Origin of the sequence: Bacillus pumilus (genome assembly GCF_038738535.1) — a bacterium.
Lineage (GTDB): Bacteria > Bacillota > Bacilli > Bacillales > Bacillaceae > Bacillus.
In genome coordinates this window covers 3,170,129-3,193,477 of the sequence record NZ_CP046128.1, presented here as the reverse complement: position 1 = coordinate 3,193,477, position 23,349 = coordinate 3,170,129, and the positions used below count along the sequence as shown (strand labels likewise).

Sequence of the window (23,349 nt, the reverse complement as noted above, 5' to 3'; positions counted from 1 at the left end):
ATTGATTTCTTAATTCTTCATTATAGAGAGAAAAGTCATATATAACATAACCGTGTGAGTTAATCTTACATGGTTTTTGGTTATATTCAATATAAATGGATGAAAAGTTCGTAAAAAAAGAGAAAAAACGTGCATTGAGCACGAAAAATAAAGGGCGTTTGACCTATAAAATGGAGCTGAGAAACAGCTTGGTTCGTTCCTCTTGAGGAGAATCGAACAATTCTGATGGGGTGCCTTCTTCGACGATGCGGCCTTCGTGCATATAGACGACACGATCGGCGACTTCTTTCGCAAAGCCCATTTCATGTGTGACAATGACCATCGTCATGCCTTCTTTTGCGAGACTTTTCATTGTTTGCAGTACCTCGCCTACAAGCTCTGGATCGAGGGCCGACGTAGGTTCGTCAAATAACATGACATCTGGCTTCATGGCGAGAGCTCTTGCAATGGCCACACGCTGCTTTTGACCACCTGATAATTTAGAAGGATATACGTTGGCCTTATCCGCAAGTCCGACCTTTTCCAACAGGACGTTGGCTTCTGATACAGCTTGAGCCTTTTTTGTTTTTCTCACCATGACAGGCGCTTCGATGATGTTTTCAAGCACAGTTTTATGCGGGAAGAGATTAAAATGCTGAAACACCATGCCTATTTTTTGCCTCATCTCGTTTAATTGATCTCGTTTTGGATGTACTGGATTCCCATCAATGATGATCTGGCCATCATTTTTTATTTCTAAAAAGTTCATACAGCGGAGCAGGGTGCTTTTTCCAGAGCCACTGGCACCAATTAAGACGACTACATCATTTTCATAAACGGTGAGATCGATATCCTTTAAAACATGCAGCTCTCCGAAGTATTTATTGAGTTTTTCAACACGAATGAGTTCCTTTGATTCTGTCATGCTTCTCCTCCTAATGGTCACTGACCGATAGTTTCTTCTCAAAGGTTTGGACAGCGAATGTTAACAGCAGGACAAGAACTAAGTAATAGACGGCTACAACAAGTAAATAGGTCATATTGTCAAAGCTGTTGGAGCCTTGGGTCGTGGCGACGTTAAATAGTTCATTGACGCTAATAAAGGCGGCGAGTGATGAATCTTTTAAGCCGATAATGAACTGGTTGCCAAGAGGGGGGAGTGCGCGCCGCATTGCTTGCGGGAGAATGATGCGTCTCATTGTTAGGAAACGTCCCATGCCAAGAGAGCGTCCTGCCTCTTTTTGCCCCTGATCGATCGATTGGATGGCGCCTCTGAATATTTCTGCTATATATGCTCCATTATGAAAGGCGAGCGCAATGGAAGCAGCCCAGAAGTCGGGGATATTTAATTCGGTCAGTCCAAAATATAGGATGAAAATTTGAACAATCAGTGGTGTTCCGCGTACAAGGAAGATATAGGCGTTGGCGATATAACCGAAGACAGCCACGCGTGATATTTTCAATAAAGCAAAGAAGAGTCCGATGAACATGCCGATGAAGATGCTGATCACAGTGAGCTGTAAGGTGAGCAGCATTCCTTCTAAAAAAATACCTCTAGAATCAATCAGCGTCTGAAAAAAATGTGATAGAGTAGGCAAAACAATCATCTCCATTTGAAGAAAGTGCGCCTAAGAAAGGCGCACAATCGTGGTTTTAATTTTGTTTGACCGTGATGTCTTCGTCAAAGTATTTCTCGCTAATTTGTCTTAATGTTCCGTCTTTTTTTAGTGCGTCAATCGCATCGTTGATCTCTTCTATGAGCTGTTTATTTTCTTTTGATACAGCGATTGCCTGCTCACTTAGTCCGAGTCTTTCCTGCGCTTCGATTTTTAATTTTTTCTTCATGGCTTCCGCACCTGTGGCGAAATCCGTCACGACTGCATCGTGTTTTCCGTTGGCCAGTGCTTCTAAAGCGACTACATCACTGTCGTAATATTTTGGTTCCTGCCCGTTATGTTCCTTTGCAATATCAGCGTAGGACGAGCCTTTTGATACAGCGATTTCTTTGTCTTTTAAGTCATCAGCATGTTGAATGTCTGCTCCAGGTCTTGTGAAAATTTGCGGACCAGAGTAGTAATAGGGCTTAGATAAAAGGACGTGTTTTTTTCGTTCCTCATTGATGGTATGACTTGCAACTGCCGCATCAAATTTTCCTGCTTTCACACCTTCGACGATGCCTGCGAATTTATATTTTTTCTGTATAGGCTCGAGGCCTAGTTTGTCACTAATCGCATTGCCTACATCGATATCAAAGCCTGACATCTGATTTCCATCCATATAACTGAACGGGTGAAATTCACCTGATGCTGCAAATATAAATTTTCCATCCTCCAAAATTGGCGACCCTTTCGCTGTAGAATTACGTTTATCTCCGTTCCCATTTGTTTCATTTGAACCACACGAAGACAGAAGTAATACTGCAACCGAGAAAAGGGCTGGGACCCAAAACCGTCTTTTTTTAATAATAAGCTTCTCCTCCTTTTCAGCCGTTCTCCATATAAGGAGAAAGTAGGCTTTTAAATATGTGTAGCATCTTACCATTTGTTCCTCATATTCTCAATTTTATATGTGTTTTTCCAACACTCGCCCTTTTTAAAATGTATGTCTTGCTTTTCTGAGAGAGAACTTGAATTGATTAGGGTAAAAAAGGGAAATCAATCTCATAATAACGGAAGGATTGGCAAAAAACATGCCAGATCACAAAAAGGGGGTCGGTGTATGAACAAGTGGAGAGACAGCCGAAAGGTTTTTTTAACTGCTATTGCCTTTGGAACGATGTTAAATCCACTGAATTCCTCGATGATTTCTTTGGCCTTGCATCAAATTCAGCATGAATTCGGTTTGTCATTTACGACTGTATCTTGGCTTATTTCGTCTTTTTATTTAGCCAGTGCGGTGACGCAGCCGGTGAGCGGCCGGATTGGGGATCATGTGATGAGCCGGAGAACATTATTTTTATTCGGGCTAGGTCTTGTGGCGGTCTCAGCCATCTGTGCGCCGTTTGCCCCAACGTTTGCAGTGCTGATTGTGATCCGGCTGCTGCAGGCGATTGGGAGCAGTGCCATTTATCCTTCTGGTGTCGGACTCATTCGGGATCATATTAAGGAAAAGCAGGCTTCGGCGTTAGCGGTATTGTCCATTTTTGCTTCGGCGATGACGGCACTTGGACCGACTCTTGGCGGCTTTTTGATGACAATCGGCGGCTGGCCGGCTATCTTTTTAGTGAACCTGCCTTTTATTTTGATCAGCTTCTTTCTTGGACTAACTTTGTTTCCAAAGGAGCAGAAAAAGAGAAAGCTTCGTATAGGTGAAACGGTACGGAAGCTCGATTTGCCAGGGATGCTTCTTTTTACAGTTTGTATTGTCCTTCTGCTTTCGTTTTTATTATCACTAGGTGATGGGATTCAATATGTACAGGGGATTCTTTGTCTCGTGAGTGCAGGCGCTTTTATCTGGTGGGAGTATCAGGTGGATGAACCGTTTATTCAAATTCGAATGTTCAGACAGGAGCAGCGGCTGTCACTTGTGTATGTGCAATTTATCATTTTAAATATATTTTTCTATTGTCTTTTCTTTGGTTTGCCGAGCTATTTCCAGGATGAATTAGGCTGGCGTGTGGAAATGACGGGTCTTTTTATGCTGTGCATGTCTGGGGTGAGCATCATTGTGTCGCCGCTGACAGGAAAGTGGGTGGACCGCGGGGATGAACGCCATCCGGTATTAGCCAGTGCGGTATTGATGCTGGCTGGAGCATCTGCGATGACCTTCTTTTTTATTCCGGCACCATTATGGGGAAAAGGGGTGGTTCTAGCGCTGCTTGGACTGAGTTACGGGATTGGGAATGTTGCGCTGCAAGCGGCGATGCTCAAGGCAAGTCCTCAGCATATGATTGGCACGTCCTCCGGGCTTTTTCAAACATGCCGTTACCTTGGTTCCATTCTGTCGTCTGCTGTCCTCGGTATGCTGTTTGGGGATGAAATTGCTGGTCCTCATTTTGAGCAGTTAGGCTGGACGTTGATCATGATTTCCCTTACCGGCATCGGTGTCAGTCTTTATTTTTCGAACAAGGTCAGAGGAGGACAGCCAATAAAAAAAGCGGCGCGATAAGTGGAAGAAGATTCTTCATCACGTTATCGCAAGCCGCTTAAGAGTTAGACAGGTCAGAGCCCTGATCCTTTTGCTTCCTTCTGAATATTTTCCCTACAATTGTCTCATAGAAAGTGACAATGCGGTCAATTGGAGAGTCAAAGAACTTCCATAATTTATTCATGATAAAGACAACCACGATCGATACGACTAAGCTGCCTAAGACATCTAATGGATAATGGTGACCGACCCAAATGCGGGAGAATCCTGTGAGTAATCCAAAGACGAGCAAGATGTTGCCAAGCTTTTTATTACGAGATCTAATGGCAAGTGAAAGAGCCAGTGCACCTGTTGTATGGTCACTTGGGAAGGAAGCGTCTGCTGAGTGCGGAATGAGTGTGTCGACTTTATGCGCCACAAACGGCCGCTCTTCATAATGAAACAGTGTAATCGCAAAATTGACGATGAGTGCCGCGATGCCCGTTACACCGGAAAAGAAGACATGCTTCTTAAATTTGTGATTACCTAAAAACCAGCAAATCAATAAGACAAGGGCATACACAAGAATGGCCTTTTTCGTAATGAAAATCATGGCTTGATCTAAAAACTCAGAATGATGAGCCATCCCGTGTATGACTTTAAACAATTCGTAATTCAAAACATCACCTATACCTTCGCTTAATGCCAACTATTTTTCAAATAATCGTCTATTTGAAATATCCTATATTTTAGCATGTTTCCGATGAAGTTTAAAATAGTATCCTATTCTGATAGGGAGACCTTCTGTGCTTTTGCTTCTTGTGGCTTTCGTTCGCTCCAATAAAAAACAATCATACTTAGCAAGACAACAATACCTGCAATGAGATATACATTTGAAAAGTCTGTGAAGCTGACAAGAAGACCAAATACAAATGAGCCAGCAGCAATACCCGTATCATATAGGGTAAAGAAAGTAGCCGTCGCGTAGCCTGTACGGTGAGCTGGTGAGTGCTGAATGGCAAGTGTTTGTAAACATGGCACTAGAGATCCATATCCAAGACCAATGACAGCACCTGATAGAAGAAGCATTGTCGCTGAATGTGTAGCTGTCAGCATCCATAAACCAATCGCAAAAAGAGCAATGGAAGGATAGATCACAATGTGAGGTCCTACTCGGTCAAAAAGTCTGCCTGTAAATGGACGTGATCCAAGCATCGCTGCCGCAAACACAATAAAGAAATAACTGCTTGCACCCATCAAGTGAAGGGAATTGGCATAGACTGAAATAAATGAAATGATCGGCGAATAACAGAAGGAAATAATGATGCCGACTGCCGCTGTTTTTAATGCGCCTTTTTCAAACAGGTGAGAAAAAGTAAATCGGAAGACGACGCTTCCCCCGTTTTCAGGCTCCGGCTGTCTAATCAGCATCGTAAAAGCAGCCCCGATGGTAACGATAATGGAAAAGAGAAGGAATAAAGAATGGAATCCTACTTTTCCTACTTGATTCAGTGCGATAAATGGACCGATGACAACAGCAAGGTTCATCGACATGACAAAGTAGCCGAGTCCTTCCCCGCGTTTATGTTTCGGGATCATATCCGCCGCAATGGCACTGGCTACTGTCGTCAAAATGCTAAAAAAGATTCCCTGCATGAAACGCAGCATGAGAAGCGTATGGAATTGATCAATCGGAATGTATAAATAAGTGAGTAAGGCAAATGCCGTTGATGAGAAAATCGCCATCCGTTTTTTGCCGAATTTCTCAATAATGGCTTCAGAAAACGGTCTTGTCACAATAGCAGACAATAAGAAGACCGTCACAAGGAGGCCGCCCTGTGATTCTGTTCCATTTAGTTCATCCATTGTGTAAATGGGCAGCAATGTCAAAAGGGCATAAAAAGAGGTGAACGTAAATAAATTCACCAGGACAATCATGATAAAGTCTCTCGTCCAAATGCGTTCGTTCATGATGTATGTCACTTCCTATTCAGTTGATAATTTGTGTAAAAGTGTATGGAGGAGTTGTTTTTCTTCGTAGGTGAAATCTGATAGACATTCTTCTTCAAATTGTTCCATCGTGCGTTTGATTTCTTCAAATCGGGCCTTAGCATCATCTGTCATCACGATCAGATTTTCACGTTTATCTTTTCCTTGTACACGTTTCACCCAGCCATTTGCTTCTAGACGGGTGACGGTTCGGGTAATGGTTGGGGCTTCGACGTTCAAATATGTCCAAATGTCTTTTTGGGTTTTCGGGCCGAATGTATCCAAACAAAAAAGTACAGTCCATTGGGACATGTACAAGTCATAAGCAGCAAGCGCTTCGTTCGCCTTTTTAGACATCAGTCGTGCGCCTTGATGTATTTGATGTAAACACTCTCTATTTAACGTATCCATATGCTCACCTTTATTAAATATTTAGCTAGGTAAATAAAATCACCTTTTCTATTTTACGTGCTTGACCCATCCTTGTAAAGTAAAAATTTTCGCCACTCGAAATGATTGCATTTTCTGATAAATCCCTTGTCCCATCTTCATTTTTAGCATATTCCCTATGCAATGCTAATACACTGTTACAAACCTGACAAAGAGAGTGTTTGAGGTGAGGGATCGTGTTTGGCATTTACTACCTAATGGATGAGAAATTAAGACGAACAAGCGCTGCTGAAAATGGATAATATTTATACGGATCTCATTTCACACTTCTCACATCCATTTTAGGGAGGTCGAGTGGTGTGCACGATTACATCAAAGAGCGAACAATCAAGATAGGAAAGTATATCGTGGAGACAAAGAAAACCGTTCGTGTAATTGCGAAAGAATTTGGAGTCTCTAAAAGTACTGTACACAAGGATCTAACAGAAAGACTGCCAGAAATTAATCCAGATCTGGCTAATGAAGTGAAGGAGATACTGGATTATCATAAATCAATCCGCCACTTGCGAGGAGGAGAAGCCACTAAATTAAAGTATAAAAAAGAAGAAATTTTAGAAGGCGAGCCTGTGAAACAGTAAGCTTAGTTCTTTGTTCATAAACATGACATATATATCTTCCTCTTATCGGTAGTTTCTAACCACAAATTTTGTAAAGACTTTTGTAAAGAAATATCTTTTTTTCTGCAAATTATGATAGAATATATAATTAGGGCAGAATGTGGTATTTGCTATGGAAACAGATTTTCAAGGAGGATATATATAGATGTTTGCTAGGGATATTGGAATTGATCTTGGTACTGCCAATGTACTGATTCATGTCAAAGGAAAAGGAATTGTGTTAAATGAACCATCTGTTGTAGCTCTTGACAAAAACAGCGGGAAAGTTTTGGCTGTTGGAGAAGAGGCTAGACGTATGGTTGGACGTACGCCTGGGAATATTGTTGCGATTCGTCCATTAAAAGATGGCGTAATCGCTGATTTTGAAGTAACTGAAGCGATGCTCAAGCATTTTATTAACTCATTAAATGTGAAAGGGCTGTTCTCTAAGCCGCGTATGCTCATCTGCTGCCCGACAAACATTACATCTGTTGAGCAGAAGGCGATCAAAGAAGCTGCTGAAAAAAGCGGTGGTAAGCATGTATTTCTTGAAGAAGAGCCAAAAGTAGCAGCTATCGGTGCTGGTATGGATATTTTTCAGCCGAGTGGAAACATGGTCGTAGATATTGGAGGCGGAACGACAGATATCGCTGTCATCTCAATGGGTGACATTGTAACCGCCTCTTCTATTAAAATGGCTGGAGACAAATTTGATCTGGAAATTCTCAACTACATTAAAAAAGAGTACAAGCTGTTGATCGGTGAGCGCACGGCTGAGGATATTAAGATCCAAGTTGCAACGGTATTCCCAGACGCACGTCACGAAGAGATTTCAATTCGTGGACGAGACATGGTGACAGGATTACCAAGAACGATTACCGTCACAAGCAAAGAAGTAGAAGAAGCATTGCGTGAATCTGTATCTGCGATTGTTCAGGCTGCGAAGCAAGTTCTTGAGAGAACACCGCCTGAATTATCAGCTGATATTATTGATCGCGGCGTCATTATTACAGGTGGCGGAGCTCTTCTAAACGGGCTTGATCAATTGCTTGCAGAAGAGCTGAAAGTACCAGTTTTCGTTGCCGAGAATCCAATGGATTGTGTAGCTGTTGGTACTGGCGTCATGCTTGATAATATGGACAAGCTGCCAAAGCGTAAACTCAGCTAATGATGTCCCTCATTCTTTTTCGAAAGAATGGGGGATTTTTATTAAAGAACCCTGCAAATATGCCGATATATTTCATAGAAGATTGTGTTTAGGTCATGTGAAAGAATTTTAATGAGGTGAGCACGTGTTAAAAGGACTATACACCGCAACATCTGCCATGATCGCTCAAGAGCGGCGGACAGAAATGCTTTCAAATAATATCGCAAATGCGAATACGCCAGGTTATAAAGCGGATGAGGGGACCATGCGGGCATTTCCGGAAATGCTGCTAAGCCGAATGGAATCAGGACGTTTCCAAACATCCTCAGGCAAAGGTTTTAGTGTTCCGCAGCAAACGCCGATTGGCGGCATTAATACGGGGACATATATGCAGGAACTGATCCCTCAATTTACACAGGGAACTTTAAAAACAACAGATCAAACAACGGATGTCGCACTAGTCGAAAATAATGTGCCGATCAACCCGGAGACCAATCAGAAATCAGCGCTCTTTTATGCGGTTAATACACCAGAAGGCGTTCGTTATACGAAAAGCAGCTCCATTACATTGAATGCACAAAATCAGTTGACCATTGGTGGCCGTGCCCTTCTTTCCGTGACAGGTCAGCCGATTACGGTTCAGAGTGAGAATTTCAAAGTGAATGCAGATGGAACTGTGAGTGAAAATGGACAAAATCTCGGACAAATCGATGTACGTGTTGCGATGGATACAAGGAACTTAGCGAGAGAAGGAAATGATTTATACCGTACAGCTGATAACCAGCCACTGCCAAGTGCAGTCAATAATGGTCAAATGTCATATACGTTAAGTCAAGGTGTATCGGAGCTGTCGAACGTGGATGTGACGAAATCATATACAGAAATGACAACTGCCTATCGAGCATTTGAAACAAACCAAAAAGTGGTTCAGGCGTATGATAAAAGCTTAGAAAAAGCAGTAAATGAAATTGGCAGAGTGTACTAATCAAGGAATGAAAAAGAAAGGAGGATTCTCATGCTTAGAACGATGATCAATGCAGCTGTATCGATGAACGAAGTGCAAAAGCAGCTTGATATGATCAGCAATAACATTGCGAACAGTGAAACAACAGGGTACCGCGCGAAAAATACCCGCTTCTCAGAGCTGATCAGACAACAGTTCAATCAGGTAGATGAAAAAAATGAGCAGGTGGCAAACAGTCGTCTGACACCTGATGGGCTAAGGCTTGGAACGGGTACTATGGTCAATGCGTCCATTAACTCGATGCAAGGTTCTATTAAAGAAACAGGACGTGATCTTGATGTTGCATTTGGAGCGCCATCTCAGTATATGCAGGTCAACGCCGGCGGTAATATCCGTTATACAAGAGATGGTTCTCTTTACTTACAGCCAGGCAATAATCGTAACCAAGTGCAGCTTGTCACTAGCGAAGGCTATCCGATTCTTGATGAAAACGGAAATGAAATCGTCTTAAATGCGAATTTCCGTGATATTTCAATTGATAAAAATGGACGTCTTACGGCTATTTCAAGAGATAATCAACCGAATCAGCAGGTGAATCTAGGTGTTGTACAAGTCAATAACTCTTCAGCACTCGTCTCTGAAGGAGATAATTTGTTCTCAGTTGACGGTACTTATCAAGGCGCATTAACGGCACTAAATGGAGCAAACCGCCAAGCGATTCAGCTTCAGCAAGGTGCACTTGAAACGTCGAATGTGGACATGTCTAAAGAATTAACAGATCTCATGACAACACAGCGCTCCTATCAGATGAACTCAAGAACGATTACAATGGGTGATCAGATGCTGGGATTAGTGAATACAATTCGATAATGAGCAGGCTGACATCAGCCTCTCATGATAAAAAAGGCGGCTCGCTCAAAGTCGCCCTTTTTTTTATAAAAATCTGAGACATCGGCAAGCAGATCCTCAAGATCAATCCAAGCTTCTTTTCGTTCAAGACATGTGACGAGCCTTGCGATCTGCTCATCTGCCTTTGGCGTTTGGCTGTAGAGAAGAAATAAGATTTGGAACTTGATTCTTAAAATATCAAACTGAGAAGCAACGGCCTCTTTTAATCCTTTTTGAATATACTTCATTCCTTCATCGGTTAAATTTTCTTTATAACAGGAACGCACCGTTTCGTAGAGGCACGATACATAGGAGTGTGCTGCCTTCCGGTATGCTGGGAGACGAAGTGCTTTTTTAAAGTATTCCAGCGCTTTCTTGTGACGATTTTGTCTCGACTGAATAAAGCCAGCGTCATAATAAACGATACCGAGCAATTCTTGATCATCAATGATGTTCACGTATTCGATGATCTCAATAAAAATAGCTTCTGCTTCCTCATATTTTTTTTGATCGCTATAATTAAGGCCGAGCACAATTTTACAACGATAGAGGCTATGATCATCCCCATGCTTTGCAAAGATATCCATGGCCTTTTGAATATGACGAATTGATAACAACGAATAGCGGTTGTTATAATAAACACCACTTGTACGGAAATGGAACTCTGCTTCCTCCAGCTCATCGTTAAGGAATGACAGGCGTTCTTCCGCCTTTTCGAGATAGTAGATCGCATCATTTTGATCGCTGTTTAAAGCTTCGTAGAGCCCTAGAAAGAAGTAAAAGTAATAGGCCAGTTCTTCGTTCATATCATCTTTGTGCTGCATTAGTTCATGTTTGATTTTTTCTAGGTCCTCTGTCTGATTCATCCAGAGCTGATGGCGAAAAAGCATCAGCTGATAATGTAAATAGAGTTCCTGTTTTTTTGATATTTTACGTTTATGCTTTAATAGAGTTGTTTTGATTTCTTCAGCCTTCGAAAAATGTCGATGCTTCAGCATTGTATACCACGAATGGAGAAGTTTTTTAATGGATTTATCACTCATAAAATTCATTTTTACCCTCTTATTCAATCAATGATGTAATATATATTACCATATTTGTGAAAAAACAATGAGTGTAGTGTGGATTATATTTGATGACAATAGGTAATGATATATTCTATTTTTTACCATATATGCAGAGCGGACGTTGAAAAATACGAGCATTCATAATATACTTCTATAGGAATCAAATGAAGATCATCGATATAGAAAAAAGGAGAGATCAAGATATGCTTGATGCTCAGCAAATTCAAGACATTATTCCACACCGTTATCCATTCTTATTGGTCGACCGTATTTTAGAGGTTGAGGGAGAGAAAAGAGCGGTTGGGATTAAAAATGTCACAGTGAACGAAGAATTTTTTAATGGTCATTTCCCAGGATACCCAGTCATGCCGGGTGTGCTTATTGTAGAAGCACTTGCACAGGTGTTCGGGGTGATTATGTTAGGTAAAGAAGAAAACAAAGGAAAAATTGGTTTGTTTGCAGGAATTGACGGCTGCCGTTTCAAAAGACAGGTGAAGCCTGGCGATCAGCTTCGTTTAGAGGTAGAAGTGACGCGTCTCCGAGGTCCGGTTGCAAAAGGAAAAGCAGTAGCTACAGTAGATGGCGAAGTTGCATGTGAAGCAGAACTAACATTTTCTATCGGTCCTAAAGTATCATGATTTGCCTGGCGGTTCATCAAGGATGAATCGCTTTTTATATGGAAACGCCCAGCCTGAACGGATCAGGACTTGCATTTTTGACAAAAAAACGTCATATTAGACAAAAAAAGATGAAGGTGATAAAAGATGCTGAAAGAATTTAGAGAATTTGCAGTCAAGGGAAATGTCATTGACTTGGCTGTAGGTGTCATCATTGGGGGGGCATTTGGCAAAATTGTCACTTCTCTTGTGAATGATTTGATCATGCCGCTCGTCGGTATTATTATTGGGGGACATGATTTTAGCAGTCTATCTATTAAGATTGGATCTGCTCAAATTTTATATGGGAGCTTCATTCAAACAGTGATTGATTTCTTGATTATCTCGTTTTCCATTTTTATCTTTATTCGTTATTTGAATAAATTAAAACGGAAAAAGGTAGAGGAAGAAGAGGTTGTAGAAACGCCGGGTCAAACGGAAGTTTTACTAACTGAAATTAGAGATCTATTGAAAAATCAAAGCCAATCGAAAGATGTGCAATAGAAAAAGAGCGGCTAATCCCGCTCTTTTTTATGTGTTTTGTTTAAATGCATCCAGCAGTTTTTCTCCGGAAAGCCCCTCTTTGACGAGGTCTTTTAGTACTTCTTCGGTTTCTGTTCTGTAACGGTTTGTAATCATTTTACCATCGAGCAGCACAGAAATGTTTTCTTCTAAAGCAACAATGTTTTTGACTTGGACAGATAGATGAACAGGGCGGTTGTTTTCTTTTGTGATCGTCACAAGAATCTTCACTTCAGTGTGCTGCTGAAAAAGCACCTCAAACACCTGTCTATGTTTCTTTGGAATGAGTGCCTCGATCATCCAGTGATTTTCACCATCTTCTTTATTAATGATTAAACCGTCACGAAGGGGAATGCTGGACATTTTATCTTGCTTTGGATCAAGTTCGATTTTTAAATCAATCAGCCTAAAGGTTTTCATATTTATCACCTCACAAGCGTTCATTATTCGTAAGTATTATTATAGCATACAACATCTGTATAAATGAAACCGCTGCCTGCTTAGAACGAGCTGTATATGAGTGAAAGGAGATGTTTTATGGAGTCCTATCAATTGCGAAACATACATATTGGCGAGGAGAAGGCAAAGAGCACAATGCGCGTTTATTCGTGGGGAGACATTCTTTCATTTTGTGATGTGTACATGGAAGAAGGCGAGTCACTCACGTTTCAATACGTCACCGAGGATCAAATGGACTGCTTTGAATTTCAATTGTCGATTCATGACGGGCAGCTTTGTTTTTATTGGTTTGCGTGGGACGGTTCTGATTATATTCACATGCCTTCTAGTAATTGGATTCATTCAGACGTTTTTTATCAATTTATGAAAAATAAGTTTTTCATCAAACAAAACAAGATGATGTTTTATACTCAAGCAGTAAAAAACAGAAATTAAAGAGGAAATAGAGAATTTGAGAGATCATTTTGTCATTTTCATGTTTTGTCACATACGACCTTTCTCAGTAGACTAAGGGCAGTTGAAAGGAAAGGAGGTACGGTCTGAAACAAAAGGTAACGTCTAGCATCTGACAGCCCCCCTCTAGCTAAAGCTGATAGACGCTGCCTTGTGCATAAGAACACTGCGTAATAGAACCATAGCTTCTTTGTATAGGTCATGTGTCCCCTGTAAATCCCCTTGTGTGTATCCGGTCATGTAGCGTGGCCGGGTACCCTTTTATTCACTGATAAACCGATCACCTCTTGCAAATAGTGGATACTCATTTCATAATGATGATGGATTTTATCAGCGGTATGATAGCCGAAAATGGAGACAAAAAGGAGAGAACGATGACAAACATTCAATTGATCGCAACGGATTTAGACGGAACTTTATTGAACAGTGAACACAAAGTGAGTCGGGAAAATGAGCAGGCATTAAAGGAAGCAGCGGCGAATGGAATGGAAGTTGTCGTTTCAACAGGAAGAGCGTATTTTGATGTGAGGTCTATTTTTGATCAGCTTGGTATGAATACATGGGTGATTAGTGCCAATGGAGCTGTGATTCATGATCCGGCTGGACAAGTGTACCATTCAGCTGTTTTACACGAAGAAAAGGCCAAACATATATTGTCATGGCTTGAAGAACGTGACTATTATTATGAAGTTTTTACAAACGAAGCCATTTTCACACCGAATCGCGGCAGAGAGCTTCTTGCGATTGAAATGGACCGCTTAAAAAGTGCTAATCCAAAAACGGATCGAAATATTTTAAAACAAGCGGCAGAAGTTCAATACAGTCAGTCAGGTTTTTCTTATATTGATACATATAAAGAATTGTTCCGTGAGGATCGAAAGCTTTCATTCTACAATATCTTAGGTTTCTCTTTCTTTGAAGACAGATTGAAGGCAGGATGGGATATGTTTGGTGATGATTCAGATGTCACAATGGTTAGTTCAGCCGATCATAACTTTGAAATTGGTTCAAAGGAAGCATCTAAAGGGCAGGCATTAACAAGGCTGGCAGAAAGACTTGGTATTCCTTTAAGCCAGACAGCGGCTGTAGGAGACAGTTTAAATGACGAATCGATGCTTCTAGCAGCTGGTGTTGGGGTTGCGATGGGCAATGCGAGACAGGATATGAAGGAAATCGCTGATCATGTCACGTTAACAAATGATGAACATGGTGTGGCGCATATGATTCGACACCTTTTGAAATAGATGAATCGGATGACGTTGTATAAATCACATAGGATAAAGCGCATTCTACAAAAGAGGAATTCAGAACTACTTCTATTTACACCTGATGTGGAACATCATATAATTTAATTATGAACATAACCCGCTTGTAAGAAATTAAGGAGAGTAAACGAATGGCGCTGGAATCTTATAAGTCCGAAAATCTGCATTTAATCAAGGAAGCCTTAGATTATACTCAGGTTGGCCTGACGGTGACGGACCCGTCTTTACCTGATAATCCTTTAATATATGTGAACAAGGGCTTTTTAGATATGACAGGCTATCAAGAACCCGAGGTATTGGGGAAGAATTGTCGTTTCCTTCAAGGAAATGAAACCGAGCAAATCGCTCTCAATCAAATTAGAACAGCTATTGAGAACAAAGAGGCTGTCACTGTTCAGCTGAAAAATTATAAAAAATCTGGACAGATGTTTTGGAATGAGTTAAGTGTGGCTCCTCTTTGGATTGACGAAAATGAAGGAAAACGTCTTTATTTCGTTGGTCTGCAAAAAGATGTCACGAAAGAGAAGGAACAGCAGGAGCTTCTTGAGCAATCGATTGATGAAGTGCTGAATATTTCTGTTCCAATTGTTCCTGTGAAAGATGGTATTTCTGTGTTACCGATCATTGGTACGTTAACAGCGCCAAGATTTCATAAAATTATCTCAACAGTCTCCACCTATATCTCTCAATCCAAGGACGATTATTTTATTGTCGATCTGTCTGGTTTATTAGAAGTGGATTCATTTGTGGCAGATGCAATTTTTAAGCTGAACGATTTAATTTTAATGACTGGTACTGAACTCATTGTGACAGGAATTAAACCGAATCTTGCGATGAAAATGGGAGAAATGAGAGAGGACTTCCGTGAATTGAATACGTATATGAACGTGAAATCTGCATTGAAAAAGCTGCACATTTAACCTATGTTCATATGAAATGAAAAAAGAGGACTTTTCATCATGTTTGAGAAAAGTCCTCTTTTTGCTGGGATTAAGATGATTGAGCGGCCGCACTTAATGTGAATAAATCTTCTAGTTCGTTCGTCGATAGCTCAGTAATCCAACTTTCACTTTGGATAATTTGATCATTTAACGTTTGTTTTGTTTCGAGCATTTGATCGATTTTTTCCTCAATCGTGCCCGTTGTGATCATCTTATGGACGTGAACAAATCGTTTTTGTCCGATCCGATAAGCACGGTCTGTCGCTTGGTTTTCCACAGCAGGATTCCACCATCTGTCGTAGTGAATGACATGGTTTGCGGCAGTTAGGTTAAGTCCTGTTCCTCCTGCTTTTAAAGAGAGAATTAAGATGTTGAATTCTTTCTTCTGGAAGCGATCCACCATTTTATCCCGCTCCTGTTTTGACAGGCTGCCATTTAAAAATTGAACTGGTTCTCCAAACATCTTTTCCGCCAGCTGCTTGATCATGTTCCCCATTCCAATATACTGCGTAAAGATGAGGCAGCTTTCTCCTTGCTCATGTATTGCTTTTAACAGCTCTGCGAGTTTATCCATTTTTAATGAACGTTTCAGCAGTTTCACATCTGTTCCACTCTCTTTTAAATAGAGAGCCGGGTGATCGCAAATCTGTTTGAGTCTGCCAAGCATACTTAAAATAATGGCTTTCCGCTGCATTCCTGTTAACGAAGCCATGTGTTCGAATGTATCCTTCACGAGCTGTTCATATAAAGAAGCCTGCTCAGCGGATAGCGGAATGAATTCTTTTTCTTCGAGTTTCTCAGGCAGGTTCAGGGCGACCTCTTCATCTTGCTTTGTTCTTCTTAATAGGAAGGGCTTTATCAGCTGCTGCAGCTGTTCAATTCTTTTTTCATCGCGGTCTTTTTCAATCGGCAGGACGAACTTCTTATGAAAGCTCGTCAGGCTGCCGAGATATCCTTTGTTGACGAAGTCGAAAATGGACCAAAGCTCTGTCAAACGGTTTTCCATAGGTGTCCCGCTAAGGGCAATATGATGCTGCCCTTTGAGCTGTCTGATCGCTCTCGATTGTTTCGTATGGGCGTTTTTGATGTTTTGGGCTTCGTCTAAACAAATCGTATCCCACTTTGCTGACGTTAATTCATCACGATCAGAATGTGAGAGTCCATAAGACGTCAGGACAATATCTGTTGACTCGTATGCCTTTGTAAAGTGTTCCCCTTGAGGGCGCGATGGCCCGTAATGCAGAGCGACATTCAAATGTGGTGCGAAGGTTTCAAGCTCTCGCTGCCAGTTTCCTAAAACAGAGGTCGGCGCAATGATGAGAGATGGAGCGGCATTTTGCTTCTGCTCTTTCAGATATGTGAAATACGCAATCATTTGAATCGTTTTTCCAAGGCCCATATCATCTGCTAAACAAGCCCCGAATCCATGAGATCTTAAAAATAACAGCCAGTTGACACCATGCTGCTGATACGGCCTTAGTGTGCCTTTGAAGGACTCACTCATTTCGTAGGAAGGCAGCTCATGCGTATCATTTAACTGATGGACAAGCCCTCTTAATTGAGACGAAAGTTCAAATTGAATATGTGCAAATGCTGAGCTGTCTAGCAGTTCTGGTATCGATTCAGAGGATGCTTCTTGATCTGCCAGCTCGCGTGACAAAATATCAGACATGTGCAGCCCTTCATTTTCGGCGCGCTCCATCCATTTTTTCATTTGCTGGATGAAGGTTGGATCGATTTTGATCCATTGCCCTCGAATGTTGACAAGGCGCCGTTTACTTTGGACAAGCTCGTTGAACTCATCTTCTGTCAGCTCGATGCCGTTTGTAGCAAAGCGCCAATTAAAGTCCATCAAGGCATCCATTCCGACATGCGACTCGCCTCGCGGGGTAGAGGAAATCCTTGCTTTTAGCATCATGGTGCTTTCTTTGACGATTTGCCACCACGATGGGAGCAGGATCTCAATGCCCATATTCACAAGTGTTTCACTTGCTTCAGACAGGAAGAGCCATGCTTCATCTTCTGACATGAGCGTGGTGCCAGATGTGAAAGAGAGCCAAGGTACAATTTGACTGAATCGCTCCAGCTCTCTTGAGATTTTATCTTGATACGGATGCCAAGACCTTTTCAATGAACGGATACCCTCAAAAAAGTGAAGGTCGCTGTTTTTCTTATCTCGCAAAAACAATTCGATTTTCCAATCATCTCCGTCGAAATCCGGTTCATTTAAGCGCAAGCCGACAGTGAAAGGCGTCTCGTCATCAATCCAGCCAATCGTCTCCAAGAAATCCTGCTCATCTAAAAAATGTCCTTGGAAGGATGAGAGCGCAGGCGATTGTGCTGTCATGCGGTTCCATTTGTGCTGCAAGGCATCATCATATTGAATGTAATCTTGTACGGCAAAGGAGAACCAATCAGCCGTATAGCCATCTAATAGTCCTTCTTTGTCTTTAAACCGAAGCACACCTTCTGTCCACGCCTCGTAATCGGGAACGAAATCTTCGTCCTCGATGAATTCGTAAATGGTGGAGGCTGTCTTCATCAGTGGTTCCGTTTCATCCGTTAATGTCACATGACTAAAGGTATTAAATGAATTTTTTCCTAGCAATTCAACGGTCATCCAAGGGCTTAACAGGAAGGCAGGTGTGCCAATAAAGCTCACATCTTCTAAAAATGTTCCGTAAAAAGACGATTCGTGCCATTGGAAAAGCTGCCTCTTCATTTCATTAAGTGGAACAGGGTGTCCGTCCTCTGCTTGCGCTGAAATGGTGAAAGAGAAATCTTCTGTTTGTTCTGCATGAATGACAATTTGTTTATGGCGTGTCATCAATTAATTTTCCTTTCTTCATTTCCTCTTGGAACGCACGCAGCCGTTTCGTTGAATCCTGCAGCTGCTTTACATATCTTTCCCAAATTGCGGTTTTTTTCGTTTTATGATAAAGCGTGCGCAGTTTTTTTAGCATTTTCACAGATTCTCGATAAGCACTTCGATTCTTTTGATCGAGAAGCAGTGAGATTTCACGGTGGTACGATGGAATGAGCGCTTCAGGCTCCTCTTTTGCAATTTGTTTGATCAGATCCTTCTCCAGTTCACTGATGGAGAAACCAACAAGGCTGTGAATCTCAATCCATTCTGCATAACGCTGCTGTGCATATAATAGCTGACTATATTCAGTAAACGCATAGGGCATGCAGATTTGGAGGTAGCGTTCATATAAATGATGATCCTTCGTCTGCTTAAAGTATGCGTCTAAATAAAAGAAGAAATCACTGACGGCTCCTCGCAGTTCTCTATAGGAAAGGTCGAGCTGGCAATATTCCTCTAAAATATAGGTAATCTCATGATACCAGAGCTTGAGCCGCTTCCAGTCCTTGCGGTTTGTGAGATCCTTCAGCCAATTGAGCACATTTGGCAGCATATCTGCATTGAGCAGCTGTAATTGCTGAAAGAGGCTTTCGTCTTCTTTCTGTAAATAATCCATGTGCATCAGCCCGATGGTACGTTCAACCGTTTGTTCTTGCTGCTGAGCGTTCTTCAGTAATTCTGTTTCTTTTTTAACCCATTTCCCTCTATTTAATATGGTGCCCCAAATCTCCATAAAGACCGCTACTCGTTCATGCTGGAAAGGTCCGTTTATTTGAAGAAGTGCCCGAACGGCAGTTGGTGTGTTTTCAAGAAACGGATCGAGGGAAAAGGAAAGAGCGTATGTCTTCAAGTGATCCACTGAATCGAAAATGGTGTTCATGAGCTGTTCTACATATGGATTCATGGAATAAAAGTCCTTCTCGGCATCAAGCCGGCCGAGGTCGATCAATTCATGAATCCTTAACCACACATCGATTGAGGTATGAATCGCATACAAACTCTTGAATTCAGGTGAATGAGGTGCGTGTTTTTTTAGGATTGATAAATAGCCGTAATACAAATGCTGCGGTGTTTGCTGGTGCTTTGGTGTCCGTTTCAGCCAGAGGTTAAATTCCTCTTGGAAAAAATTCATCCAGCTTTGGAGTGATTGTTCGTCTGGGCGCTTCACTTGGAAGTGCTGGCGAATCAATTCTTTGCTGCGTTGTAATTCATCCTTTTCTGACCAATTTTCTGTAAATCCGGTCACACTCTCTACTTGAGCGTATAGCGAAAAGAAGACAGCGAGAATGTGTTTACAAAGTCCATCTGCCGGACATGAGCAGCTGCTTCTCACAGGAAACAGCACATGAAGGTGGACTCTTGCTGCCACGACATCATGTACATAAGCTGACCATTCCGTATCAGATTCTTGCTTGAGACGATATACACTGTCCTGTCTATAAGTAATCAATGCTTTTTTGATGAGTTGTTTGTTTTCATCTGTTGCAGGAAGAAGTTCTTTGATCTGTTCGGCTGTTTGTTTGATTTCTTCTTCGTTGATGTTGTGCTGAAGCATTTGATCCGCTCCTAACCAAGTAAAAGATTCCAATTCTTTTATTATAGCTCAATGGTGATTTATAAAAAAGTTTTTCATGAAAATGGTCATAAATTTCAAAAGCTGTCGAATGATGTATTAGAGTATTGCATAAACCAACCATACAGCATATAATAATGAAATTAGTGGAATCGAAAGGATACAGACATGGACAATAAGGGTTTAAATCAAGAAGAGTTTTTAAAAATTTTGATGTACGCTCATGATATTGGTGAGAATTCAAATGATGTCACCACAAAAGAAATGCTTGAAAATCTGATTGCTCATATTCGAAATGGTCTTGTTTCATAAAAGTGACCCCCTGCTAGTGATGGCAGGGGGTTTTTGTATGCTTTTATGAATGGAACGAAAGCTCTCGGCATACGATGTCATTACAAGCATAAGGCGTATGGGGAGCTGATGGTGTCATGAATATTGCAATTGCAGGCTGTGGATATGTGGGGCTGGTCACAGGTGTGTGTTTAGCGGAGGCAGGGCACAATGTGGCGTGTATTGATATTGACCGGAAAAAGGTCATGCAGCTGAAACAAGGACATCCACCAATGTATGAGCCAGGATTAAAAGAACTGCTGAAACGCAATCTTGAGCAAGGACGAATTCAATTTTACATAAATGGAGCGGCAGCCTACCCGCGGGCTGATGTGTTAATGATTGCGGTCGGCACCCCGCAGCAGGCAGACGGCCAAGCTGATTTACAGTATGTGTTTCAGGCTGCAAAGGAGATGGGCACAAAAGCGAAATCAGGTGCGATTCTTGTGGTGAAAAGTACGGTGCCTGTCGGAACGGGTGATCAAATCGAACAGATGATACATCAAGAATTAGGACGGAATGAGCCGTTATCTATTGCATCTAACCCAGAATTTTTACGGGAAGGCTCTGCCATTTCAGATACTTTGAGGGCAGATCGGCTTGTCATTGGGGCTGAAACAAAAGCCGTATTAGACCAGCTAGAGGAGATGTATGCTGATTTCCACCTGCCAGTGGTCAAAACAGACCGAAAAAGTGCCGAAATGATCAAGTATGCATCAAATGCTTTTCTTGCGACTAAAATCAGCTTTATGAATGAGATTGCTTCCATTTGTGAAAAAACAGGTGCTGATGTTGAATGGGTTGCGCGGGGAATGGGGCTCGATCAGCGGATCGGTTCTTCGTTTCTCAAGGCGGGAATTGGCTACGGAGGTTCTTGTTTTCCAAAAGATACAAATGCACTTGTCCAAATCGCAGGACATGTGTCCCACGATTTTGAACTGCTAAAGGCTGTGATTAAAGTAAACAATGAGCAGCGAGCCGGTTTTATCCAAAGTATTCAGGAGAGACTGGGGGCAAATCTTGAAGGGAAGCGAATTGCACTTCTTGGCCTTGCCTTTAAACCGAATACAGACGATATGAGGGAGGCGCCGTCGGTTCCGATTGCTCATGCACTCCATCAATTAGGTGCGGAGCTTGTAGCTTATGATCCTGTTGCCGCACGCCATGCCCCTCGTGAACTGCCGGATCAAGTCTTGTTTGCTCAAACGATTGAAGAAGCGATAAAGGATGTCCATGCAGTTTGTATATTAACAGAGTGGACGGAGATTCAGACGTTTCCGCTCACGTCCTACAAGGAATGGATGAGACAGCCGCTTATTTTTGATGGGCGAAACTGTCACACGCTTGAAGCGGCAGAACAAGCAGGGGTCGAGTATCATTCGATTGGGCGCAGACCAATTTCTCCAATTTATATGTAAAAGAAAACCGATAACAGGTCATGTTATCGGTTTTTTTAATGCGGCAGAATGAATCCGCCATATAAAAAGGCAGCCACAATGAGAAAGGCGGGGTGCATTTTGAATTTGGTCATAAAGAAAAAGGAGATCGCGGCAATGGCGAATGATTGCGTCCAGCCGATGGCTTTCACTGCATCTCCGCCGATTTCCCATGTTAATAAAAGCATCATCATCGCAATGACGGGCTGTACGGATAAGGTCATGCCTTTTACGACAGGGGATTGGCGAAAGCGGTCAATCAGCTTGAGCAATAAAATCAATCCAATGGCTGATGGCAGTACAGTTGCAAGCAATGCCACGATAAAGCCCGGCCAGCCCATGACGTCATAGCCGACATATGCCGCGATCTTCGTAGCAATTGGTCCTGGCAGTGCATTGGCTAATGCAAGCATATTGGAGAACCCTTCGTTCGTCATCCAATGAAAATGATTGACGATTTCTTCATAATTGAGCGGGATGGATGCAGGTCCTCCGCCATATCCTAATAGATTGGACAAGAAGAATGCCCAGAATAAAAAGAGAATCAGCATCATGAAGACACTCCTTTCTCTTTATTTGTTCGATTCCAGCGTTGTTTCAGTTTGAAATGAAAGGCGCCATAGAATAAAAAGATGATGACAATGATTCCTGGATGAATGGACAGCACCTGCAGTCCGATAAAGGCAAGAAGGAATAGAGCGATACCGAAGATCGTTCCGAAGCCTTTCAGCGTTTTTTGTCCAAACTCATATGCCATGATGCCTAGCAGAACGGCAATAACTGGTGTTACGGCGCCAATCATATTTTGAATGATTTGTGAGGAGCTTAAGACGCTGACAAGTGTGACGAGTGCCACCATGGCGAGACATGTTGGTAAAATATGAGCAGCTGTTGCGACAATTGCGCCGGATACGCCCTTCAATTGATAGCCGAGATATGCCGACATTTTGGTTGCGATCGGACCTGGTAATGCATTGGCAATGGCGAGTGTTTCTCCAAACTCGTCATCATTGATCCAGTGATATTTCACCACCGCCTCATGGCGAATGAGCGGTATGACGGAAGGACCTCCGCCAAAACCGAGAATACCGGTTCGCACCATAGCGATGATGAGTTCGATATATGATTGCAAGTGCTTCAACTCCTGTCTACAATTTCATGCCCATTCGGCTTTTGTATCGTTTAATGAGCATTTGGCAGTCCACACTCACGACGCCTTCTAGCGGGTATAGCTTTTTTGTCAGGAATGCCTCCATTTCCTGTTCATTTTGAAAAATGCCATGCATATGCAGCTTGCTTGGCCCTGTCATGTGATAAAGGCTTGTGACAGCTGTTTCCTGCTCAAGCTGAAGGGCTACTGCTTCTAAAAATTTCGGTTCCACTTCTACATTAAAGAAGACAGAGACGTGAATGCCGATCTTAGCAGGGTTAATCACAGTGGTGAATCGTTCAATGACGCCTGTTTCAATCAGCTGCTGAATGCGGGCTTGCACAGCTACACGTGAAAGACCGACTTGTTTCCCGAGATCTGTATAGGACATACGCCCGTCCTCGTGTAATAGAGATAAAATTTGTTTATCCCTTTCATCTAATGTTAGGTTCGGAATGCTATAGTCGTTTGACACCGTATAACCACCTTTCTTCTGTTGGTATTTTATCATATTTCATTACGAATAGAATGAATGAATTTCAATTTACTAGCG

General features: G+C 42.0%; 25 protein-coding genes. 12 read left to right on the top strand and 13 right to left on the bottom strand.

From position 1 onward, the window contains the following. Positions 1 to 163: 163 nt before the first annotated feature. The 3 genes from GKC25_RS16285 to GKC25_RS16275 are packed head-to-tail and all read right to left on the bottom strand — an operon-like array spanning position 164 to position 2,520. Positions 164 to 904: an amino acid ABC transporter ATP-binding protein gene (locus tag GKC25_RS16285; RefSeq protein WP_034660250.1), complete on the bottom strand. Its 741-nt coding sequence runs from the start codon at positions 902 to 904 to the stop codon at positions 164 to 166. Between the two features lie 10 nt (positions 905 to 914). Then, entirely contained in the window at positions 915 to 1,592 is a 678-nt protein-coding gene (locus GKC25_RS16280) for an amino acid ABC transporter permease (RefSeq protein WP_078061638.1), read from the bottom strand. A 40-nt stretch (positions 1,593 to 1,632) separates the two neighbouring features. Beyond that, positions 1,633 to 2,520: a transporter substrate-binding domain-containing protein gene (locus tag GKC25_RS16275; protein WP_187704203.1), complete on the bottom strand. Its 888-nt coding sequence runs from the start codon at positions 2,518 to 2,520 to the stop codon at positions 1,633 to 1,635. A 177-nt stretch (positions 2,521 to 2,697) separates the two neighbouring features. Between GKC25_RS16275 and GKC25_RS16270 the strand changes: the two genes are divergently transcribed. Then, positions 2,698 to 4,086, top strand: coding sequence for an MFS transporter (locus tag GKC25_RS16270; protein ID WP_106038268.1), 1,389 nt, complete (start codon positions 2,698 to 2,700; stop codon positions 4,084 to 4,086). Positions 4,087 to 4,123: 37 nt separating this feature from the next. On the opposite strand, the gene GKC25_RS16265 is transcribed toward GKC25_RS16270, so the two are convergent. From GKC25_RS16265 to GKC25_RS16255, 3 genes are all read right to left on the bottom strand, one after another. Then, a complete protein-coding gene (locus tag GKC25_RS16265) occupies positions 4,124 to 4,723 on the bottom strand; it encodes an undecaprenyl-diphosphatase (protein WP_034660243.1) in 600 nt (199 codons plus the stop codon). A gap of 104 nt (positions 4,724 to 4,827) precedes the next feature. Continuing rightward, entirely contained in the window at positions 4,828 to 6,015 is a 1,188-nt protein-coding gene (locus tag GKC25_RS16260) for an MFS transporter (protein WP_342689857.1), read from the bottom strand. A 15-nt stretch (positions 6,016 to 6,030) separates the two neighbouring features. Then, on the bottom strand, positions 6,031 to 6,444 hold the full coding sequence (locus tag GKC25_RS16255; RefSeq protein ID WP_034660239.1) for a MarR family winged helix-turn-helix transcriptional regulator: 414 nt from the start codon (positions 6,442 to 6,444) through the stop codon (positions 6,031 to 6,033). Between the two features lie 338 nt (positions 6,445 to 6,782). Here GKC25_RS16255 and spoIIID point away from each other — a divergent pair, with 338 nt between their 5' ends. From spoIIID to GKC25_RS16235, 4 genes are all read left to right on the top strand, one after another. Then, a complete protein-coding gene (gene spoIIID, locus GKC25_RS16250) occupies positions 6,783 to 7,061 on the top strand; it encodes a sporulation transcriptional regulator SpoIIID (RefSeq protein ID WP_008343327.1) in 279 nt (92 codons plus the stop codon). A 184-nt stretch (positions 7,062 to 7,245) separates the two neighbouring features. Next, positions 7,246 to 8,247, top strand: coding sequence for a cell shape-determining protein Mbl (gene mbl, locus GKC25_RS16245; protein WP_012011515.1), 1,002 nt, complete (start codon positions 7,246 to 7,248; stop codon positions 8,245 to 8,247). 124 nt (positions 8,248 to 8,371) lie between these two features. After that, positions 8,372 to 9,211 carry a flagellar hook-basal body protein gene (locus tag GKC25_RS16240; protein WP_034660237.1) on the top strand — a complete coding sequence of 280 codons (840 nt, stop codon included), beginning with the start codon at positions 8,372 to 8,374 and terminating at the stop codon, positions 9,209 to 9,211. 30 nt (positions 9,212 to 9,241) lie between these two features. After that, positions 9,242 to 10,060, top strand: coding sequence for a flagellar hook-basal body protein (locus GKC25_RS16235; protein WP_034660236.1), 819 nt, complete (start codon positions 9,242 to 9,244; stop codon positions 10,058 to 10,060). 14 nt (positions 10,061 to 10,074) lie between these two features. Here GKC25_RS16235 and GKC25_RS16230 read toward each other — a convergent pair whose 3' ends face one another. After that, a complete protein-coding gene (locus tag GKC25_RS16230; protein WP_034660235.1) occupies positions 10,075 to 11,130 on the bottom strand; it encodes a tetratricopeptide repeat protein in 1,056 nt (351 codons plus the stop codon). Between the two features lie 218 nt (positions 11,131 to 11,348). Here GKC25_RS16230 and fabZ point away from each other — a divergent pair, with 218 nt between their 5' ends. Both fabZ and mscL read left to right on the top strand, forming a co-directional pair. Further along, positions 11,349 to 11,783 carry a 3-hydroxyacyl-ACP dehydratase FabZ gene (gene fabZ / locus GKC25_RS16225; RefSeq protein ID WP_012011512.1) on the top strand — a complete coding sequence of 145 codons (435 nt, stop codon included), beginning with the start codon at positions 11,349 to 11,351 and terminating at the stop codon, positions 11,781 to 11,783. Positions 11,784 to 11,909: 126 nt separating this feature from the next. Continuing rightward, positions 11,910 to 12,305, top strand: coding sequence for a large conductance mechanosensitive channel protein MscL (gene mscL / locus GKC25_RS16220; RefSeq protein WP_187704202.1), 396 nt, complete (start codon positions 11,910 to 11,912; stop codon positions 12,303 to 12,305). A 27-nt stretch (positions 12,306 to 12,332) separates the two neighbouring features. Here the strand turns inward: mscL and GKC25_RS16215 are convergent, their stop codons facing one another. Continuing rightward, complete coding sequence (locus GKC25_RS16215; protein ID WP_003215215.1) at positions 12,333 to 12,743, bottom strand: YwpF-like family protein; 411 nt, start codon at positions 12,741 to 12,743, stop codon at positions 12,333 to 12,335. A 117-nt stretch (positions 12,744 to 12,860) separates the two neighbouring features. On the opposite strand from GKC25_RS16215, the gene GKC25_RS16210 reads away from it, so the two are divergent. The 3 genes from GKC25_RS16210 (at position 12,861) to GKC25_RS16200 (ending at position 15,420) form a co-directional block, all read left to right on the top strand. Beyond that, positions 12,861 to 13,217 (top strand): hypothetical protein, encoded by a 357-nt coding sequence (locus GKC25_RS16210; RefSeq protein ID WP_034660233.1) that lies wholly within the window; start codon positions 12,861 to 12,863, stop codon positions 13,215 to 13,217. A 401-nt stretch (positions 13,218 to 13,618) separates the two neighbouring features. Then, entirely contained in the window at positions 13,619 to 14,479 is an 861-nt protein-coding gene (locus GKC25_RS16205; protein WP_216454710.1) for a Cof-type HAD-IIB family hydrolase, read from the top strand. Positions 14,480 to 14,631: 152 nt separating this feature from the next. After that, complete coding sequence (locus GKC25_RS16200) at positions 14,632 to 15,420, top strand: PAS domain-containing protein (protein WP_034660232.1); 789 nt, start codon at positions 14,632 to 14,634, stop codon at positions 15,418 to 15,420. Between the two features lie 70 nt (positions 15,421 to 15,490). Here GKC25_RS16200 and GKC25_RS16195 read toward each other — a convergent pair whose 3' ends face one another. Together GKC25_RS16195 and GKC25_RS16190 are read right to left on the bottom strand one after the other, a co-directional pair. Further along, entirely contained in the window at positions 15,491 to 18,268 is a 2,778-nt protein-coding gene (locus GKC25_RS16195; RefSeq protein WP_187704201.1) for a DEAD/DEAH box helicase, read from the bottom strand. Then, on the bottom strand, positions 18,255 to 19,862 hold the full coding sequence (locus GKC25_RS16190) for an SWIM zinc finger family protein (RefSeq protein ID WP_095285696.1): 1,608 nt from the start codon (positions 19,860 to 19,862) through the stop codon (positions 18,255 to 18,257). The genes GKC25_RS16195 and GKC25_RS16190 overlap by 14 nt, the downstream gene beginning before the upstream one ends. Before the next feature lie 186 nt (positions 19,863 to 20,048). On the opposite strand from GKC25_RS16190, the gene GKC25_RS16185 reads away from it, so the two are divergent. Further along, entirely contained in the window at positions 20,049 to 20,192 is a 144-nt protein-coding gene (locus GKC25_RS16185) for a hypothetical protein (protein WP_003214884.1), read from the top strand. Positions 20,193 to 20,308: 116 nt separating this feature from the next. Continuing rightward, the gene (locus GKC25_RS16180) at positions 20,309 to 21,628 is read left to right on the top strand and encodes a UDP-glucose dehydrogenase family protein (protein ID WP_034660229.1); all 1,320 of its coding nucleotides are present in this window, start codon (positions 20,309 to 20,311) and stop codon (positions 21,626 to 21,628) included. Between the two features lie 35 nt (positions 21,629 to 21,663). Here GKC25_RS16180 and GKC25_RS16175 read toward each other — a convergent pair whose 3' ends face one another. The 3 genes from GKC25_RS16175 to GKC25_RS16165 are packed head-to-tail and all read right to left on the bottom strand — an operon-like array spanning position 21,664 to position 23,271. Beyond that, positions 21,664 to 22,197, bottom strand: coding sequence for a chromate transporter (locus tag GKC25_RS16175; RefSeq protein WP_060597737.1), 534 nt, complete (start codon positions 22,195 to 22,197; stop codon positions 21,664 to 21,666). Then, positions 22,197 to 22,787: a chromate transporter gene (locus GKC25_RS16170; RefSeq protein WP_034660228.1), complete on the bottom strand. Its 591-nt coding sequence runs from the start codon at positions 22,785 to 22,787 to the stop codon at positions 22,197 to 22,199. Before GKC25_RS16170 ends, GKC25_RS16175 begins: the two co-directional genes overlap by 1 nt. A gap of 7 nt (positions 22,788 to 22,794) precedes the next feature. Beyond that, positions 22,795 to 23,271: an Lrp/AsnC family transcriptional regulator gene (locus GKC25_RS16165; RefSeq protein ID WP_034660226.1), complete on the bottom strand. Its 477-nt coding sequence runs from the start codon at positions 23,269 to 23,271 to the stop codon at positions 22,795 to 22,797. Positions 23,272 to 23,349 lie beyond the last annotated feature (78 nt).